This is a genomic window from Cryobacterium sp. TMT1-66-1, from assembly GCF_004403435.1.
Taxonomy (GTDB): Bacteria; Actinomycetota; Actinomycetes; order Actinomycetales; family Microbacteriaceae; genus Cryobacterium; species Cryobacterium flavum.
The window spans coordinates 1-16,870 of record NZ_SOGP01000008.1 but is presented as its reverse complement, the minus strand read 5'-3'; the positions used below and the strand labels follow the sequence as shown (position 1 = coordinate 16,870).

Sequence of the window (16,870 nt, the reverse complement as noted above, 5' to 3'; positions counted from 1 at the left end):
CTCACCGCCGACAAGATCACCATCCGCGGCGGTATTCCGCTGGTCGGCCGCATCGAGGTGAAGGGGGCGAAGAACCTCGTCACCAAGGCCATGGTCGCCGCGCTGCTCGGTGAAACCCCGAGCGTGCTCAAGGACGTTCCGAACATCAGCGATGTTCGGATCGTTCGGGGCCTGCTCGAGGTGCACGGCGTCAAGGTGACCGAGGGCGCCGAACCGGGCGACCTCATCCTCGACCCGGTCGACGTGGAGAGCGCGCACTTCGCCGCGATCGATGCGCACGCCGGCTCGAGCCGCATCCCGATCCTGTTCTGCGGACCGCTGCTGCACCGACTGGGCGAGGCGTTCATCCCTGACCTCGGCGGTTGCCGCATCGGCGACCGACCGATCGACTTTCACCTCGAGGTGCTGCGCAAGTTTGGTGCCGTCGTCGAGAAACAGCCCAACGGCATCCGCATGTCGGCACCAAACGGTCTCAAGGGTGCCAAGCTCGAACTGCCGTACCCGAGCGTTGGGGCCACAGAGCAGGTGCTGCTGACCGCGGTGCGTGCCGACGGCATCACCGAACTCAAGGGCGCGGCAATCGAGCCCGAGATCATGGATCTCATCAATATTTTGCAGAAGATGGGTGCCATCATCACGGTCGACACCGACCGGGTGATTCGCATCGAGGGCGTGGACCGCCTCATGGGCTACAACCACCGCGCACTGTTCGACCGCAACGAGGCCGCCAGCTGGGCTGCTGCCGCCCTCGCCACCGACGGTGACATCTTCGTCGGCGGCGCCCGCCAGCCCGAAATGATCACCTTCCTCAACGTCTTCCGCAAGGTCGGTGGTGCTTTCGACATCTGCGACGACGGCATCCGCTTTTATCACCCGGGCGGCGACCTGAAGCCTGTCATCATCGAAACGGATGTTCACCCCGGCTTCATGACGGACTGGCAGCAGCCGCTCGTCATCGCCCTCACCAAGGCACACGGCACGTCGATCGTGCACGAGACCGTTTACGAGCAAAGGTTCGGCTTCGTTGACGCCCTCGTGGAAATGGGCGCGACCATTCAGATTCACAAGGAATGCCTCGGCGGCCACCCCTGCCGGTTCGGGCAGCGCAACTTCAACCACTCGGCCGTCATCACCGGCCCGACCAAACTGCACGGCGCTGACATCGTTGTGCCCGACCTGCGCGGCGGCTTCAGCCACCTGATCGCGGCACTCAGCGCCGAGGGCACCAGTACGGTCAGCAACGTGGGAATCATCAGCCGAGGCTACGAGAACTTCATCGGCAAGCTGCGGCTTTTGGGGGCGGACTTCGATCTCGAAGGATAATAGGCGCGTGCCTGAAAATAAAGACGTGCCAGCATCCCCCGAGTCAGCCGAGTCGCCTACCCGAATCCGTTCGGAAAAGAGCCGGCCCTCGGCGTTCTGGATTCTCGCCGGGCTGATCCTGCCAGTGATGAACCTCGCGGCCCGGTACGAGATCGTCGACGCCCACAAGTTCCCGCGCAGTGGTGCGTTCGTCTTCTCGCCCAACCACTACAGCGAGATCGACCCCGTGGTCATGGGCGTCGTGGCCTGGAAGCTGGGGCGGCTGCCGCGGTTTCTGGCGAAGGCATCCGTTTTCAAGATTCCGGTCATCGGCTGGGTTCTGACCAAATCTGGCCAGATTCCGGTGCAGCGCGGCGGATCGGTGCGCGGCAGTGAACCGGTCAAGGCCGCCCAGCGCCTGGTCGAAAAGGGCCAGATCGTGGTCGTCTACCCGGAAGGCTCGCTCACCCGCGACCCCGACTTGTGGCCGATGCGGGGCAAGACCGGAGCAGTGCGCATCGCGCTCGAGCAGGGAATTCCGATCGTGCCGGCCGCCCACTGGGGCACCCAGAAGTTGATGCCGCGGTATTCCAAGAAGATCAGCCTGTTTCCGCGCAAGACCATTCGGGTGAAAATTGGCGACCCGCTCGACCTCGCCCAGTTTCGGGGGCGCAGCCTCGATACCGCCACGCTCAACGAGGCGACGGCAGTCGTGATGGTCGCCATCACTGCGTTGCTCGAAGACCTGCGCGGCGAAAAGGCTCCGGTCAAGCGCTGGAACCCGTCGGAGCACAACCAGAAAGAGACCGGCCGTTTTGAAGCCTAGAACCCCCCAGCTGCCCAAGATCCAACCAGGCACCCGGGTGGCCGTTCTCGGCGCCGGTAGTTGGGGAACCACCTTCGCCAAAATTCTGACGGATGGCGGGGCCGACGTCGTTCTGTGGGCCCGCCGCCCCGAGTTGGCCCGGGAAATCTCCGAAGCCCGCCGCAACAGCGACTACCTGCCCGGCGTGAACCTACCGTTGGGCCTGCGCGCCACGAGCCGCCTCGACCTGGCACTGGCCGGCGCTGAAATGGTCTTCGTCTCCGTGCCCAGCCAGTCCCTGCGGGAGAACCTCAAGCAGGTCGAACCGTACCTGGCCGCGAACGCGATCGTCATCTCGCTCATGAAGGGCGTCGAGCGCTCCACCGGCATGCGCATGAGCACGGTGATCGAAGAGGTGCTGAGCATCGACCCCGCTCGCATTGCCGCGATCAGCGGGCCGAACCTGGCGCTCGAAATCGCCAAGGAGCAGCCCACGGGGGCTGTCGTCTCCTCGGTGAGCCTGGAAACCGCGCAGGCCGTGGCCAAACTGGCCACCAACCGCTATTTTCGTTCGTACATCAACACCGACGTCATCGGCACCGAATTCGGCGGCGTGCTGAAGAACCTCATTGCGGTTGCCATCGGCATCGTCGACGGTGTCGGCTTTGGCGAAAACACCAAGGCCTCGATCATCACCCGTGGTCTGGTCGAAATGACGGACTTCGCTGTGGCCTATGGCGCCCAGCCCGAAACGCTGGCCGGTCTGGCCGGCCTCGGTGACCTCATCGCCACCTGCCAGTCGCCGCTGTCGCGCAACAACACGGCCGGGCGACTGCTCGGCCAGGGTTACAGCATCAACGACGTCGTCAAGCAGATGCAGCAGACCACCGAAGGCCTCGCCTCGGTGAAGCCCGTTCTCGAACTTGCCCGCGCCAAGGGCGTCGACATGCCCATCGTCGAACAGGTACGCCAGGTGCTCGACGGCACACTCAATCCCCGCGACATTGCGCCGCACCTCACAACAGACTCCGGCGAACCGCAGGGCGAAAGGACACTTGACGATGGACAAGCTCACGGTGGTGCTTCTCTTTGGAGGGCGTTCCAGCGAACACTCGATCAGCTGCGCCACGGCGGGCGGAGTGCTGGCAGCCCTCGACCCTGATCGCTACACGGTCATTCCGGTGGGAATCACCCGTGACGGTGCGTTTGTGTTGGAAGACAACGACCCAGCCAAGTTCGCCCTGAACGCGTCCGCGTTGCCCGTTGTCGCCGACAACGGAACGCGGGTGCGCTGGCCGGAGAGCGCAGCGAGCCGGGAACTGACCGTCGTCGACGCGTCGGGTGTGCGCTCGCTCGGCACCGTCGACCTCATATTCCCGATCTTGCATGGACCGTTTGGCGAAGACGGAACCATCCAAGGCATGCTCGATCTGCTCGGCCTGCCGTATGTCGGCTCGGGAGTGCTCGCATCCGCTTTGGGTATGGACAAACACTTTGCCAAGACCGTGTTCCAGCAAGCGGCACTACCGGTAGCGCCGTGGCGCACCCTGACAGCGGATGACTGGGCGCAGGCCCCCGGAACCGCCTACGCCGCCCTCGAGCACTTGGGTCTGCCCGCGTTCGTCAAGCCGGCGCGCGCGGGTTCCAGCGTCGGCGTCAGCCGGGTGTCGACGCCCGAGCAACTGGCCGAGGCCATGACGGTGGGGCTCGCCGAGGACAACAAGGTCTTGATCGAATCCGGGCTCATCGGCCGGGAACTCGAAATTGCCGTGCTGCAGGGACGCCCGGGGGAGCCGACCCGCGCCTCCGTGGCCGGCGAGGTCGTCGTGACCGGCCGTGACTTCTACGACTTCGCCGCGAAATACCTCGACGCACCGGGGGTCGACCTGGTCTGCCCCGCTCTCTTGTCGGACGAGGAGCTGGCAGAGGTGCAACAGCTGGCGATTCGGGCGTTCGAAGCCATCGGCGGCGCCGGCCTGGCCCGGGTGGACTTCTTTCTCACGCAGGCCGGCTGGGTGATCAACGAGATCAACACCATGCCCGGCTTCACGAGCATCTCGATGTTCCCGAGCTGCTGGCTCGCCAGCGGCTACACCTACCCCGAGCTGGTCGACGAACTCATCGCGGTGGCCATCGCCCACGCCCGCCACGGTTCCTGACCCGATCGCCACCAGCGGTCTCGTAAGACCGGACTACGGCGCGGTCGTCGCCCCGTCGGTGGGCAGCTGCACGTCTTCGGCGCCGACACAGGCCCCGGCCGCCGGAACATACCCGACCGCATTGGCCACGTCGACCAGCGCCGTTGAGCCGCTCACCGCTTCGGAATCGATGACGACCTCGATGGCCGGGTCGCGCCCGTAGGTCGTGTACCGGTAGGTCGGGGCGTCGGAGTCATCTTCGATCCAGTCGATGCCGTTGATGTTCAGGCAGGGCAGCGTCGTCGGCGCAGGCACCGGAACACCGCAGTGCAGCAGCACCGCGGCTGGGTCTCCCCAGGCCCCTGTCCCCTGGGCGTTCGTCTCCCGCGAGCGCTCGTCGGCGACGGTGGACGGCAGGTGCACGATTACGTCGGCGCAGGCCACATTGGTGGCATCGGCGGCCGGGGTCAGCGGCACGGCGGCGGCGCAGCCCGCCAGCAGCAGTGAGCCCGCGAGCACGGTGACGACGGCGATGGAACGACGGGGAGCGAAGCGCGGGAGCAGGAATGGGTGAGACATCGTATTCAGGCTACCGTTTCTTACATGACAACCGCTGCGGATGCCCCGCGTTCAGCCCCGCATACCGCCACCACCGAAACGCTCGCCGACCTGAGCGAAGGCGCCGTACTCGGCCGAATCTTTCCCCGGCTGCCGACCGCAGCCGCGCAGCTGCTTGGCCCGGGGGACGACGCAGCAGTCGTCTCCGCTCCCGACGGACGCTTCGTGGTGACGACCGACATGATGATTCAAGGTCCGGATTTTCGTCTGGCCTGGTCCACGCCGCACGACCTCGGTTGGAAGGCCGCGGCCACCAACCTCTCCGACGTGGCAGCGATGGGAGCCCGCCCGACCGCCCTCGTCGTAGCCATTGCCGCACCGCCGTCGACGCCCGTGGTGGTGCTCGAGGGCATCGCCGACGGGCTGCGGGACTGTTGTGAGGCACTCGCGCCCGGCTGCGGGGTGGTCGGCGGCGACCTGTCCGCGTCGGACGCCCTCACGCTGGCTGTGACGGCCTTCGGTGACCTGGAGGGCCGCGCGCCCGTATTGCGCTCGGGCGCGCGCCCCGGCGACGTTGTGGCGCACTCCGGGCTGCTCGGTGACGCCGGTCGCGGTCTCGAACTGCTGTTTCGCCTGGGCGTCGACGCTAACGGAGTGCCCAACCTTGACCGCGCCAACGCGCTCAAACTCTCGCACCCGACCGAAGTGGCAGCCCAGCTCACCCCCGTGCCGCCGATTGCGAGCGGACCGATTGCAGCCCTCGCCGGCGCCACCGCCATGCTCGACGTCTCCGATGGGCTCGCCATCGACGCCGGACGCATTGCGCGTGCCAGCGGAGTGGGCATCGATTTTGACTCCGCGAGCCTGGGCGACCGCATCGAGGTCGCTCTTGGCGGCGGCGAAGACCACGGGCTGCTGGCAACTTTCCCGCCCGACGCCGTTCTGCCGGCGGGCTTTCGGAGCCTCGGAATGGTTGTGGCGGCATCCGCTTCGCACGCGGGCATGATCACCGTCGACGGTGCCCCGCACGATCAGGGCGGCTGGGACCCCTATCGCGGCTGGGACGGCGCGGCGGGCTAATTCAGTTCCGGTGGAGAGGCGTACCAGACGGTCGTGTCGCCGTAGTCCTTGCGGCGATCGAGCTTGAGCCCGGGGCCCCATTCCGGCTCGGGTGAGCGGGAACTGCGCTCCAGCACCACGAGCGCGTCGTCGGCCAGCAGTGGGGCCAACGCACTCAGATTGTGCCCGAGCTCAACCTCGGTGAGGTCGTAGGGCGGGTCGATGAAGACGACATCGAAGCCGTCCTTGGTGGCCGCCAGGAACGACTGCACCGCCTGTGACGACACCGCAATCTTCAGTTCTGCACCTTTCGGGGCTGACCGCTGCACGGCCTCGCCGTTCTTGCGGCACATGGCCGCCGCGCCGTAACTGTTCTCGACCAGCGTCACCACTCGCGCTCCGCGGCTCGCTGCTTCGAGTCCCAGAGCGCCCGATCCGGCATACAGGTCGAGAACGCGCATGCCGTGCAGGGCATCAAGTGAGTCGAGTGCCGAGAAGATGGCCTCGCGCACCCGGTCGCTGGTCGGCCGGGTGCCCGATTTCGGAACCGCCAAAGTCAGGGAGCCGGCAAACCCGGAAATAATTCGCGTCATAACGTATCGAGCCTAGCTGCCCTGTCAGAGGCCCGGTTTACGATGGAACCATGACCGGTTCGAGCGCTGCCAGTGGCCCCGAATTCAATGGTGGTTCCCTGCCGGCACCCCGGCTGCAGCCTCTCACCCCCGATAGCAGCCTGACGAGTGCCCTCGGCGCACTCAAGGCGAAAGCACTCCTGAAGGCGTTCGGTTTTCAGACCGTCAACGACTTGCTCAGCCACTACCCGCGCGACTACGCCGACCGCGAGGTGCTCCGACCGCTGAATCAACTCACCCCCGGCGCCAACATCACGGTCATCGCCGACATTGTGTCAGTGCGAGAAAAGCGCATGTCATCGCGGCCCGGCACGATCGTTGAGGTGGTCATTTCCGACGGAGGTGGGGAGTTCCTGCTCACGTTCTTCGGCAAGAGCAGCCAGCAGTGGCGTCTCGATCAATTGCGCCCAGGGCTGCGTGGCAGTTTTTCCGGCAAGGTGACCACCTTTCAAAACCGGAGTCAGCTGGCGAACCCGTCGTACAAGACCTTTGAAAGCGAAGAAGAAGAGGCTCGCGATAACCCGGCGGTGCGGCTTCGCCACAAGCCGCTCATCCCCATTTACGCGGCAACGGCCGCAGAGACCAGCTGGAACCTACAGACCATGATCGACCAGGTGCTGCAACGCGTGGGCAACCTGCCCGACCCGGTTCCCCAGGACATGCGGATCGAACACGGCCTGCTCAACCACACCCAGGCCATCCGCTGGATTCACAGCCCCGACAATCCGAAGCAATGGAAGGCCGCGGAGGAGACGTTGCGGTTCACCGAGGCCTGGGTGCTGCAGTGCGCGCTCATGCAGCGGCACAGTCTCGCGCGGGAGCGCCGAACCCGGCCGCGAGTACCCACCCCTGGCGGGTACCTCGAACGCTTTGACGCGACCCTGCCGTTCGTACTGACGGTCGACCAGGAGATCTGTGCGGCCGAGATCGCCAGCGACATGGCCCGGTCTGGCCCCATGAACCGGTTGCTGCAGGGCGAGGTCGGTTCGGGCAAGACTGTTGTCGCCCTGCGGGCCATGCTCGCCGTAGCCGACAGCGGAGGCCAGACGGCGCTGCTGGCACCCACCGAAGTGCTGGCTGCGCAGCATCTGCGGTCGATCACCACGCTTCTCGGCCCCGATCTCGCGGCCGAACTCATGCCGACACTACTGACCGGCAAGCTGCCGGTCGCCCAGAAGCGCAAGGCACTGCTGCGCACGGTGTCGGGTCAGTCGCGCATCGTGATCGGCACCCACGCGCTGCTCAGCGATACCGTAACGTTCTTCGATCTCGGTTTGATCGTCATCGACGAACAGCACCGGTTCGGCGTCGACCAGCGTGAAACCCTGCGGTTGAAGGGCGCGCAGCCACCGCACGTGCTGGTCATGACGGCCACGCCCATTCCGCGCACGATCGCGATGACAGTGTTCGGCGACCTCGACGTGAGTACCATTCGCATGCTGCCGTCGGGGCGCCAAGGGATTCGCAGTGTCGTGGTGCCCATGGGCGAGAACGGAGCCCTGTTTGGGCGGGTCTGGGCGAGCCTGGCGCAGGAGCTCGCGCTCGGGCGTCAGGGCTTCGTTGTCTGTCCGGCGATTTCTCCGGCAGAAATTGAGGAAGTCCCCGCTGACCTGGTCGGAATCGAACCGTCGCACGGAGAGAAAGCCGGCCCCCTGTTCAACGTGGAAGAGGTTCTCGAAGGCATGCACGGCGTACCGACGCTCGCCCCCTATCGTCTGGAGGCCCTGCACGGGCGCATGACGAGCGACGAGAAAGACCGCATCATGCGGTCGTTCGCCGCCGGCGAGATCGATGTTCTCGTGGCCACGACCGTTATCGAGGTGGGTGTCGACGTGCCGAACGCCTCGGCCATGGTGGTGCTCGACGCGGATCGCTTCGGTGTCTCCCAGTTGCACCAGTTGCGCGGCCGCGTCGGGCGCGGGTCCGTGCCAGGCCTCTGCCTTCTGGTCACCAATTCCCGGGCCGGGTCTCCGGCCCGCCAGCGCATCGGCGATGTCGCCGCGACGCTCGATGGTTTCGTACTCGCCGAACTCGACCTCGCCCTGCGCCGAGAGGGCAACGTGCTCGGCGATCTGCAATCGGGTGACGGCTCGAAACTGCGTTTTCTTCGGGTGGCGGTCGACGGCGACCTGATCGCCGAGGTGCGACGTGCGGCCTTCCACTTGGTGACGGGCGATCCGGGCATCCGCACCAATGAGGCTCTGCGCAATGCGATCGCGCGCCGCCTGAACGATTCCGAACGCAGCTGGCTCAACAAAGGCTGATTATGTCCACGCCAAGCGGATGCATCGGGCAGCGTTCCGTCAGCGTCTGGCAGTAGGGTGTGATCATGCGCAGGATCGCCGTTGTCCCTGGATCATTTGACCCCGTCACACTGGGCCACTTGGACGTGATCGATCGCGCGGCCGGCCTGTTCGACGAGCTCCATGTGCTCGTGGTGCACAACCCCGACAAATCGGCCCTGTTGCCGATCAGCCAGCGAGTGTCGCTGCTGGAACAGGCCATCAAAGAAGCCGGGCTTCCGACCAATATCGTGGTCGCCAGCTGGAGCATGGGGCTGCTCGTCGACTACTGCATGGATGTCGGTGCGAGCGTTCTGGTGAAGGGCATCCGTTCGCAGGTTGACGTGGCCTACGAGACTCCCATGGCGATCGTGAATCGCAATCTGGCCGCGGTAGAAACGGTCTTTCTGCTGCCCGACCCGGCCAACGCCCATGTCTCCAGCTCCCTGGTACGCCAGGTGGCCGGTCTCGGCGGCGATGTCTCGCCCTACGTGCCACGGGCCGTAGCGGAATATCTGGAGCGTTCGCGGGTATGAACCTCAAACCGACTCGCTCCTCCACCGATTCAAGCAGGGCGGAACTGGCGTCGGTTCCGTCGAATGACGCTGACACAACCGTTGACCTCGGGGAACTGCAAGAAGCCGGACGCGGGATCATGCGCAACGTTGAGACGGTTATTGATGGCAAGCACGAGGCTGTGCAGATCGCCCTGACCGTTCTGCTGGCCGAAGGGCACCTCCTGATCGAGGATGTGCCCGGTGTCGGCAAGACCATGCTCGCCAAGGCCCTCGCCCGTTCCGTGGATTGCACGGTCGGGCGCATTCAATTCACCCCGGACCTGCTGCCCTCCGATGTGACCGGGGTGTCGGTGTTCAATCAGGCCGAGCGTCGGTTCGAGTTCAAACCGGGCCCGGTCTTCGCCAACATCGTCATCGGTGACGAGATCAACCGGGCGAGTCCGAAAACCCAGTCGGCGCTGCTGGAATCCATGGAGGAACGCCAGGTCACCGTCGACGGCGTCACGTACCCGCTCGCCCTGCCGTTCACCGTCATCGCCACCCAGAACCCGATCGAGATGGAGGGAACGTACGCCCTTCCGGAAGCGCAGCGGGACCGGTTCATGGCCCGCATCTCCATGGGATATCCCGACCCCGACTCTGAGCTCGCGATGCTCGACTCGCGCGACACGAACAGCCCACTCGCACTGATCTCTGCCGTGGTGTCGGGGGAGACCCTGCGCGACATGATGCTCACGGCGCGAGGCGTCTTCGCCTCTGGTGCGGTCAAGGAATACGCGGTCAATCTCGTGCGGGCCACCCGCGACGACCGGGACCTGCGCCTCGGCGCCAGCCCGCGCGCGACCCTGCAACTCATCCGTGCCGCGAAGGCCCAGGCGGCGTTGAACGGTCGGGACTACGTGCTGCCCGACGACATCGACTCGCTCGCCGTGGCTGTTCTCGGCCATCGGCTGGTCCCCACCAGTCGGGCGCTCGGCCACCACCACCAGGACAGCGGTCCGGTGATCGACGATATCGTGCGTCGAATCCTCGCTGATACGCCGGTGCCAATCGGTGTCGCGGCATCCGCTCTGTCCCGATCGGTGCCGCAGGTGCGTGCCGTTGGATCTACCGGAGCGTCGTAGTCATGGCACGCGGGGTGAGAGATTCCGGGCTGGTCACTGCCGACTGGTACACGCGGCTGGCAGCCCGATTCGCCACGCGTCTCACCCTGCGCGGCTGGGTTATTCTGGCCGCCGGAGTCGTGCTGTTCGCCAACGCGGTGCTGGTCAACAGCCGCGACATGCTATTCGTGGCCAGCCTGATGATCGTGGCTCCGCTCGTCGCCGCCGGTTACGTTTCGCTCCGCCCGGCCCGGGTCGAGGTCACCAGGGTCTTTCGGCCGCCGATCGTGCCGGTCGGCGGTGAGAGTGTGGTTTCGCTGCAGCTGAGCAACCTCTCGGCGACACCGCTCAGCGGCGCCTGGTGGGCTGACACCCCGTCGCCCGGCGTGGAGGCGCCGCCGGCGGCTATCCTTCCCCTCGTGAGTCGGAACGGCGCAACCGGAGCGACTGTGCGTCTGGAATACACTGTCGTGCCGCGCCATCGCGGCGTCTACGACGTCGGTCCGCTCCGCGTGTCACGCCAGGACCCATTTGGCTTCGCGCGCAGCGACCGAACTGCCGGCTCTCCCCACGACCTGATCGTGACGCCGCGCGTGACGCCGCTACCGGGCAACGGCCTTGCCCAGTCCAGCAACGATGGGTCTATTCGCGAGCTGGTGCGCCAGGCCACCCCCACCTCCGACGAACTCATCGCCCGCGAATACCGCCCTGGGGATGCGCTGCGTCGCGTCAACTGGCCGGCCACCGCCCGGCACGGCGAAATCATGGTGCGGCAGGAGGAGCAGCGCAGCAATCCGGAGGCCCGGATCGTGCTCGATACGACCCTGGCCGGCGCGGCGGGGCTCGGCGCCGGGCATCTTCCACCGCATCTCGGGGCCGGATTTGAACTCGAGATCGAGCTGGCAGCATCCGTTGGTGTGCACCTGCTCGACGCCGGTTACCGGGTCGAGGTGATCGAGCTGGGTGCCAGCCAGTTGCTGCCGGGCGACCAGCAGACCCTGGGCGGGCTGCACGGCGACGTGCCAGCGACTTTTCGGGCCCCCGGCGGTGATCGCGCCCTGCTGGAAGCCCTGGCCAGTGTGGTTCCGGTGCCGTGGCCGACCCGCAGCGCTCGCCTCGCCGCAGAGCGCCGGGTGCCGCTGCGTGCAGCCCTGCGGGGCGCGCAGCCAGCGCTTCCGACATTCGCGCTGCTCGTGAGCGTGTCCGAAGCGGATGTCGACGATCTCGTTGCCCTCGCGCGACACTGTGAACCCGCCGTCGCGTTGGTGCAACGAACGGTCGGGGCGCCGGCCCGCGGACGTCTGCAGGCCGCGGGGTGGCGCTGCGTGGAGCTGGCCACGGCCGAGAACCTGGAAGACGTCTGGAACGACGTGAGCGGGGAGCGAGGAGCCAGCCATGACTAGCCTGGTCGCTCAGGAGGCGCCGGCCGCAGATTCCCCGCCGCCGGCACGCCAGGTGAGCCCGCCTCGGGCGCACCGCCGTCGGCGCGGCGAGCGAGTTGCCGCGCTCTGGCCGCTCGCCCTCAGTTTGCTTTTCTTGCTGCTCAGCTCCTGTGCGGCGCTCGCGCCCCTGCTGCGCGGCAACGCCTGGTGGTGGGTCTGTGCGGCGGTTGGATCCGTCGTGCTGCTCAGCGCGGCTGTGTTTCGTCGGTTCGGGCTGCCGCGCCCGATCGCTCCGGTGGCGAGCGGCGCGGTTCTGGTCGGCACGATGACGCTCCTGTTCGGCGGTGGAACCGGCCTGTTCTGGATCATTCCGACGCCGCAAACCATTGGCCTGTTCAGCGGTCTGATCGACTCCGGCGGGGCCTCGATCGCCCAGCAGAGCACGCCGGCCGAGGTGACCCTCGGCATCCTCTTTCTGCTCGCCGGCGGCACGGGGCTGATCGCGGTTCTCATGGACCTGCTCGCGGTGACGCTGCGCTGGCCCGCCCTTGCCGCAGCCGGCGCACTCGTGCCGCTCCTCGTGCCGGGATTCATCATCGACAACGGGACCGACGTCGCCGTGCTCGTGGTGACGGCGGCCGCTTTTCTGCTGGTGCTGCGGGTCGATGTGTCGGCGCGTCGCGCACGGGAAGCAGTGCGTCTGGCGGCCGGACCGGGCGAGCCACGTGTGTACCGGCCAGAGCGGGCGCGCGGGCGCGGCCGGATCGGCGGCACATTCGTGCTGGGATCCGTGACCATCGTGGCTGCTCTGATTCTCAGCACGCTTGCCCCCGCATTGACGTCCGGGGGACTCGTGACGGCAAGGCCTGGTGGTTTACTGTTCGGCAGCGGCGTGAGCCCCATGATCAATCTCGGGCAGGACTTGCGTCGGCCCAAGGCTGGACCGGCATTTAACTACACCTCGACCGGCACGGAGCAGCCCTATTTCACGCTTCTCACCCTCGATGAGGTCATCGGGTTGACCTGGACGGCACGCATCGACGGGGCAGACGTGCGCAATACCGTCGACGACATCCAGCGGCCATTCGGGCTCGACGACACCGTGGAGACGGTGCCAGCGTCGACATCGGTCGTCATCGAGGGCGTCAACAGTCACTGGCTGCCCGCACCGGCCCGCGCCACCAGCATCGAGGGCCTCACCGGTCGCTGGTACTGGGACAGCCGCACCCGGGCGATTGCGAGTGTAACGGCGAACACCCTCGGCCAGGAATACACGGTGTCGTCCCTGGAGTTGAAACCCACCGCCGAGCAACTGCGGCGCTCCAGCACCGACTATCCGGCGAGCGTCCTGGGCAATCTGCAACTGCCGGTCGATCCGCCGCCGATCATCGAGGAGACGGCCCGGCAGGTGACGGCGGAAACGACATCGAACTATGACGCTGCCGTCGCAATTCAGGACTATCTGCGCAGCAGCGCCTTTATCTACGACACCGACGCGCCCGTTGAAGACGGCTACGACGGCGGGGGAGTGGATGTGATCGGAGTGTTCCTGAAGGAAAAGCGCGGCTACTGCGTGCATTTCGCCTCCGCCATGGCCGCGATGGCACGTACCCTCGGCATTCCCTCCCGGGTCTCGCTCGGCTACCTGCCCGGCGTCAAATCCCAGGACCTCGAGCAGGGGCTCGGGCAGTACAACGTGGACTCGCACGACCTGCACGCCTGGCCGGAACTGTACTTCGTGGGAATTGGCTGGGTGAGATTCGAGCCGACGCCCGGCCGCGGTACCGTCCCCAACTACGAGCAGGCAGCGGATGTCGGCACGCCGACGACCACGCCCGGCGGTGCCGCCGCCACGAGTGCTCCCGGGCTCAGCCCCGACCGGCTGGCCGACGATTCCGCCCTGGAACGCGGTACCACGCCGCAGAGCGTCGAGGCCAGCAACCTGCTCGCAGTACTCGGGTTCAGCGCACTGGGTCTCCTGCTGCTGCTTCTGCCCGGGGTCGCCAGACGGATGCTCCGGCGCTCGCGGGTGCGGCGCATCCGCTCCGGAGGCGCTGGCGCCGGGCTCGCCTGGATCGAAGTGCAGCACACCAGTCTCGATCACGGCATACCGACGCCGATCACCGACACTCCGCGAGCGTTTGCCGGCCGACTGGAGCGCCTTGGAACCCTCGACCCGGCGTCGACGGAAGCGCTCGAACGGGTACTCCTCGCGCTGGAGCGATCGCGGTTCGACCGGTCGCCTGTGCGGGCCGACACCCTCGCCGCCGACCTGACCCGGGTGCTGCGCGGGCTGCACGGCGGCGCGAGTGCCGGCATCCGTTTGCGGGCAAACTTTGCGCCCACCTCGCTGTTCGCCACCCTGGCCGCGGTGCTGCGCGGAGATCGTCGCGCCCGCACGATCGCCCCCTGAACGAAGCACCCACGCGCAGCGCGTACAATTTACGACCGTGACTAAGTTCAAGAAGACGCCGTACACGGTCGACGTGCGTGACCTCATCAACCGCCCGGGCACCATGCACGAACGCCACCTCGATATTGTCGTTCCCGACGACCTCGGCGCCGGCCTCGTGGCCGTGAAAGCCGGTTCGACGCTGTCGACCGAGCTGCGCCTCGAGGCGATGCACGAGGGAATCCTGGTGAGCATCGAGGTCTATGCAAGGGCGCTCGGAGAGTGCGGCCGATGCCTCAAAGACATCGACCTGCCGGTTCGAGTTCAGTTTGCCGAGCTTTTCGGTTATCCTCAGGAGGAAGCCTTCGAGTTTGAGATTCTAGACGACCATGTCGATTTGGAATCTTTGATCCGGGACGCGGTAGTGTTAGCACTTCCGTTCCAGCCGGTATGCCGGCGGGATTGCCCTGGTCTTGACAGTGAGACCGGACAACCGCTTGCCGAACTACCCGAACTCGTTTCCGACGTGCGCTACGATCCCCGGTGGTCAGCGCTTGCGGGGTTTACGGCTTCCACAGACACGGGCATAGGCACAAACACAGGCATGGGTGCGGACATCCATGTTTCAGACAGCAGAGAAGAGAAGTAGTCATGGCAGTTCCGAAGCGCAAGATGTCGCGTTCCAACACCCACTCGCGTCGCGCGCAGTGGAAGGCCACGCCTCCCACCCTCGTGAAGACCATGGAGGGCGGCAAGGTCGTCTACAGCCTGCCGCACCGCGCCAAGGTTGTCACCGACTCCACCGGCACCCCGTTGTTCATGGAATACAAGGGCCGTAAAGTCGCCGACATTTAAGTCGCGGCTTTTCTATGGGCCGGAGATCGGTCGATGAAAAACGTTGATACCGAGCGGTCGCCCCTGTTGGCGACCCTCGGAGTGCAGATTGAACCGGTGATTCTGGAGCTTGCTCTGACCCACCGGTCCTTTGCGTACGAAAACGGCGGAATTCCCACCAACGAGCGCCTCGAATTTCTGGGCGACTCGATTCTGGGTCAGGCCGTCACGGTGATGCTCTATCGCACCTACCCCAACCTTGATGAGGGCCACCTGGCCAAGCGCCGGGCCAGTCTGGTCTCCACGGCCGCGCTGGCGCAGATCGCTCGCGGCCTGGGTTTGGGTGAGTATATTCGACTCGGCCGAGGCGAAATCCTCACCGGCGGGCGCGATAAGGCATCCATTCTGGCCGACACCGTCGAAGCGCTCATCGGAGCGACTTTTCTCGACGCCGGTGGCGACGTCGCCACCGCGTTCGTGTTGCGCCTGATCGAGCCGCTCCTGGCCGAACCGGGCCATTTCGGTGTGTTGATGGACCCGAAGACGAGCCTGCAGGAACTCGCCGCGAGTAAAGGCGTCGGCGTTCCCGTCTACACGCTCGAAGCCAGCGGTCCCGATCACTCCAAGGTGTTCGTCGCGACCGTCGACATCGGCTCGTCCGTCAACGCCCAGGGCGTCGGCCCGAGCAAGAAATTCGCCGAAATGGCCGCGGCCCGAGGCGCCATCGACCAGCTCAACGCGCTCTAACCCTGTGCCGGAACTTCCCGAAGTCGAGGTCGTGCGCTCCGGCCTGCAACCGGCGGTCACCGGGGCCCTGGTCACCGGGGTTGAAATCTTCGACGAGCGTTCCCTGCGCCGCCACGTTCCGGCGGCTGGATCGTTCGCCGAGCAGCTCACGGGACGCCGAATTCTTGCCGCCGTTCGCCGCGGCAAGTTTTTGTGGCTGCCCCTCGACAGCGGCCGGGCGCTCGTCATCCACCTCGGAATGAGCGGCCAGGTGCTGCTGCGCACGCCGGGCGCGGCGGTGGATCGCATGTTGCGCATCCGCTTGACGTTGGAACACCCGACCCACGGCGAGCTGTGGGTCAATTTCGTCGACCAGCGAATCTTCGGCAGCATGGCCGTCGACACCATGGTCGCCACGAGCGATGGGCTGCCCGGCGGCTACTCGGGGCTGCTTTCAGCGGATGCCGCGTGGCAGCACCGCCTTCCCGTGCAGGTCGCGCACATTGCTCGCGACCCGATCGACCCGTCGTTCTCGTCTCAGATGTTTCTGGGGGCCCTCGCGCGCAAGAACACCGGGATCAAGCGCGCGCTGCTCGACCAGAACCTGATCAGCGGCATCGGCAATATCTACGCCGACGAGGCGCTCTTTGCCGCGCGCATCCACTATGAGCAGCCGGCCGCGTCGCTGTCGCGCGCTAAAGCGACGACGCTGCTCGCGGCCGTACGTACCATTCTGGAGCGTGCTCTTGCCGAGGGCGGCACGAGCTTCGACGCCCAGTACGTGAACGTGAACGGGCAGTCCGGGTATTTCGCGCACAGCCTGGAGGCCTATGGCCGGCAGGGTACGCCGTGCTCCCGCTGCGGCACCCTTCTGGTGCGCGAGCAGTTCATGAACCGCGGCTCGCACTTCTGCCCGCGCTGCCAGCGGTTACGGTAGCCGCAGCACGTTGGTTGTCGGGCGTTCGCCGCCCGGCCAGGAGTTCGACCGTCTGGCGGGGGAGGTGCGCCAAAATGCTCGACCTGCGCCAGTGCGCGGGACCGCGGGCAGCGGGCATCCGTTCGACCGCCGCGCGCTGCGCGGGACCTTCGGCGCCGCGCGCTGCGCGGGACCTTCGGCGCCGCGCGCTGCGCGGGACCTT

16 protein-coding genes are annotated in these 16,870 nt (G+C 66.4%); 14 read left to right on the top strand and 2 right to left on the bottom strand.

Features of this window, described 5'->3' with window-relative positions:
* Nucleotides 1–15: 15 nt before the first annotated feature.
* From murA to E3T29_RS05205, 4 genes are all read left to right on the top strand, one after another.
* Nucleotides 16–1,323 (top strand): UDP-N-acetylglucosamine 1-carboxyvinyltransferase, encoded by a 1,308-nt coding sequence (gene murA, locus E3T29_RS05220; RefSeq protein ID WP_233197242.1) that lies wholly within the window; start codon nucleotides 16–18, stop codon nucleotides 1,321–1,323.
* A 64-nt stretch (nucleotides 1,324–1,387) separates the two neighbouring features.
* The gene (locus E3T29_RS05215; RefSeq protein WP_241987667.1) at nucleotides 1,388–2,128 is read left to right on the top strand and encodes a 1-acyl-sn-glycerol-3-phosphate acyltransferase; all 741 of its coding nucleotides are present in this window, start codon (nucleotides 1,388–1,390) and stop codon (nucleotides 2,126–2,128) included.
* A complete protein-coding gene (locus E3T29_RS05210) occupies nucleotides 2,118–3,269 on the top strand; it encodes an NAD(P)H-dependent glycerol-3-phosphate dehydrogenase (RefSeq protein ID WP_241987654.1) in 1,152 nt (383 codons plus the stop codon). The genes E3T29_RS05215 and E3T29_RS05210 overlap by 11 nt, the downstream gene beginning before the upstream one ends.
* Nucleotides 3,169–4,266: a D-alanine--D-alanine ligase family protein gene (locus E3T29_RS05205; protein WP_134344522.1), complete on the top strand. Its 1,098-nt coding sequence runs from the start codon at nucleotides 3,169–3,171 to the stop codon at nucleotides 4,264–4,266. The genes E3T29_RS05210 and E3T29_RS05205 overlap by 101 nt, the downstream gene beginning before the upstream one ends.
* 33 nt (nucleotides 4,267–4,299) lie before the next feature.
* Here the strand turns inward: E3T29_RS05205 and E3T29_RS05200 are convergent, their stop codons facing one another.
* Nucleotides 4,300–4,824, bottom strand: coding sequence for a DUF3515 family protein (locus E3T29_RS05200; protein WP_134344520.1), 525 nt, complete (start codon nucleotides 4,822–4,824; stop codon nucleotides 4,300–4,302).
* Between the two features lie 24 nt (nucleotides 4,825–4,848).
* Here E3T29_RS05200 and thiL point away from each other — a divergent pair, with 24 nt between their 5' ends.
* Nucleotides 4,849–5,883: a thiamine-phosphate kinase gene (thiL, locus tag E3T29_RS05195; RefSeq protein ID WP_134344518.1), complete on the top strand. Its 1,035-nt coding sequence runs from the start codon at nucleotides 4,849–4,851 to the stop codon at nucleotides 5,881–5,883.
* Here thiL and rsmD read toward each other — a convergent pair.
* Nucleotides 5,880–6,455 (bottom strand): 16S rRNA (guanine(966)-N(2))-methyltransferase RsmD, encoded by a 576-nt coding sequence (gene rsmD / locus E3T29_RS05190; protein WP_134344516.1) that lies wholly within the window; start codon nucleotides 6,453–6,455, stop codon nucleotides 5,880–5,882. The two genes, thiL and rsmD, sit on opposite strands and share 4 nt — an antisense overlap.
* A 50-nt stretch (nucleotides 6,456–6,505) precedes the next feature.
* Between rsmD and E3T29_RS05185 the strand changes: the two genes are divergently transcribed.
* The 9 genes from E3T29_RS05185 (at nucleotide 6,506) to mutM (ending at nucleotide 16,668) form a co-directional block, all read left to right on the top strand.
* Nucleotides 6,506–8,758 (top strand): ATP-dependent DNA helicase RecG, encoded by a 2,253-nt coding sequence (locus E3T29_RS05185; RefSeq protein ID WP_134344514.1) that lies wholly within the window; start codon nucleotides 6,506–6,508, stop codon nucleotides 8,756–8,758.
* Between the two features lie 65 nt (nucleotides 8,759–8,823).
* Nucleotides 8,824–9,312: a pantetheine-phosphate adenylyltransferase gene (gene coaD / locus E3T29_RS05180; protein ID WP_092341312.1), complete on the top strand. Its 489-nt coding sequence runs from the start codon at nucleotides 8,824–8,826 to the stop codon at nucleotides 9,310–9,312.
* Nucleotides 9,309–10,418, top strand: a complete 1,110-nt coding sequence (locus E3T29_RS05175; protein ID WP_134344512.1) for a MoxR family ATPase — start codon at nucleotides 9,309–9,311, stop codon at nucleotides 10,416–10,418. The genes coaD and E3T29_RS05175 overlap by 4 nt, the downstream gene beginning before the upstream one ends.
* Before the next feature lie 14 nt (nucleotides 10,419–10,432).
* A complete protein-coding gene (locus tag E3T29_RS05170; RefSeq protein ID WP_166792326.1) occupies nucleotides 10,433–11,800 on the top strand; it encodes a DUF58 domain-containing protein in 1,368 nt (455 codons plus the stop codon).
* Nucleotides 11,793–14,192 (top strand): DUF3488 and transglutaminase-like domain-containing protein, encoded by a 2,400-nt coding sequence (locus E3T29_RS05165; RefSeq protein ID WP_134344508.1) that lies wholly within the window; start codon nucleotides 11,793–11,795, stop codon nucleotides 14,190–14,192. Before E3T29_RS05170 ends, E3T29_RS05165 begins: the two co-directional genes overlap by 8 nt.
* A 37-nt stretch (nucleotides 14,193–14,229) precedes the next feature.
* Entirely contained in the window at nucleotides 14,230–14,820 is a 591-nt protein-coding gene (locus E3T29_RS05160; RefSeq protein WP_241987653.1) for a DUF177 domain-containing protein, read from the top strand.
* A 2-nt stretch (nucleotides 14,821–14,822) separates the two neighbouring features.
* On the top strand, nucleotides 14,823–15,026 hold the full coding sequence (rpmF, locus tag E3T29_RS05155) for a 50S ribosomal protein L32 (protein WP_092108959.1): 204 nt from the start codon (nucleotides 14,823–14,825) through the stop codon (nucleotides 15,024–15,026).
* 33 nt (nucleotides 15,027–15,059) lie between these two features.
* On the top strand, nucleotides 15,060–15,752 hold the full coding sequence (gene rnc / locus E3T29_RS05150; protein WP_134344507.1) for a ribonuclease III: 693 nt from the start codon (nucleotides 15,060–15,062) through the stop codon (nucleotides 15,750–15,752).
* A 4-nt stretch (nucleotides 15,753–15,756) separates the two neighbouring features.
* Nucleotides 15,757–16,668 carry a bifunctional DNA-formamidopyrimidine glycosylase/DNA-(apurinic or apyrimidinic site) lyase gene (gene mutM, locus E3T29_RS05145; RefSeq protein WP_134344505.1) on the top strand — a complete coding sequence of 304 codons (912 nt, stop codon included), beginning with the start codon at nucleotides 15,757–15,759 and terminating at the stop codon, nucleotides 16,666–16,668.
* The last annotated feature ends 202 nt before the right edge of the window (nucleotides 16,669–16,870 follow it).

Coding starts and splice junctions, on each gene's coding strand:
- E3T29_RS05205 (WP_134344522.1), top strand. CDS start 3,169: ATGGACAAGCTCACGGTGGTGCTTCTCTTTGGAGGGCGTTCCAGCGAA.
- E3T29_RS05200 (WP_134344520.1), bottom strand. CDS start 4,824: ATGTCTCACCCATTCCTGCTCCCGCGCTTCGCTCCCCGTCGTTCCATC.
- thiL (WP_134344518.1), top strand. CDS start 4,849: ATGACAACCGCTGCGGATGCCCCGCGTTCAGCCCCGCATACCGCCACC.
- rsmD (WP_134344516.1), bottom strand. CDS start 6,455: ATGACGCGAATTATTTCCGGGTTTGCCGGCTCCCTGACTTTGGCGGTT.
- E3T29_RS05185 (WP_134344514.1), top strand. CDS start 6,506: ATGACCGGTTCGAGCGCTGCCAGTGGCCCCGAATTCAATGGTGGTTCC.
- coaD (WP_092341312.1), top strand. CDS start 8,824: ATGCGCAGGATCGCCGTTGTCCCTGGATCATTTGACCCCGTCACACTG.
- E3T29_RS05175 (WP_134344512.1), top strand. CDS start 9,309: ATGAACCTCAAACCGACTCGCTCCTCCACCGATTCAAGCAGGGCGGAA.
- E3T29_RS05165 (WP_134344508.1), top strand. CDS start 11,793: ATGACTAGCCTGGTCGCTCAGGAGGCGCCGGCCGCAGATTCCCCGCCG.
- rpmF (WP_092108959.1), top strand. CDS start 14,823: ATGGCAGTTCCGAAGCGCAAGATGTCGCGTTCCAACACCCACTCGCGT.
- rnc (WP_134344507.1), top strand. CDS start 15,060: ATGAAAAACGTTGATACCGAGCGGTCGCCCCTGTTGGCGACCCTCGGA.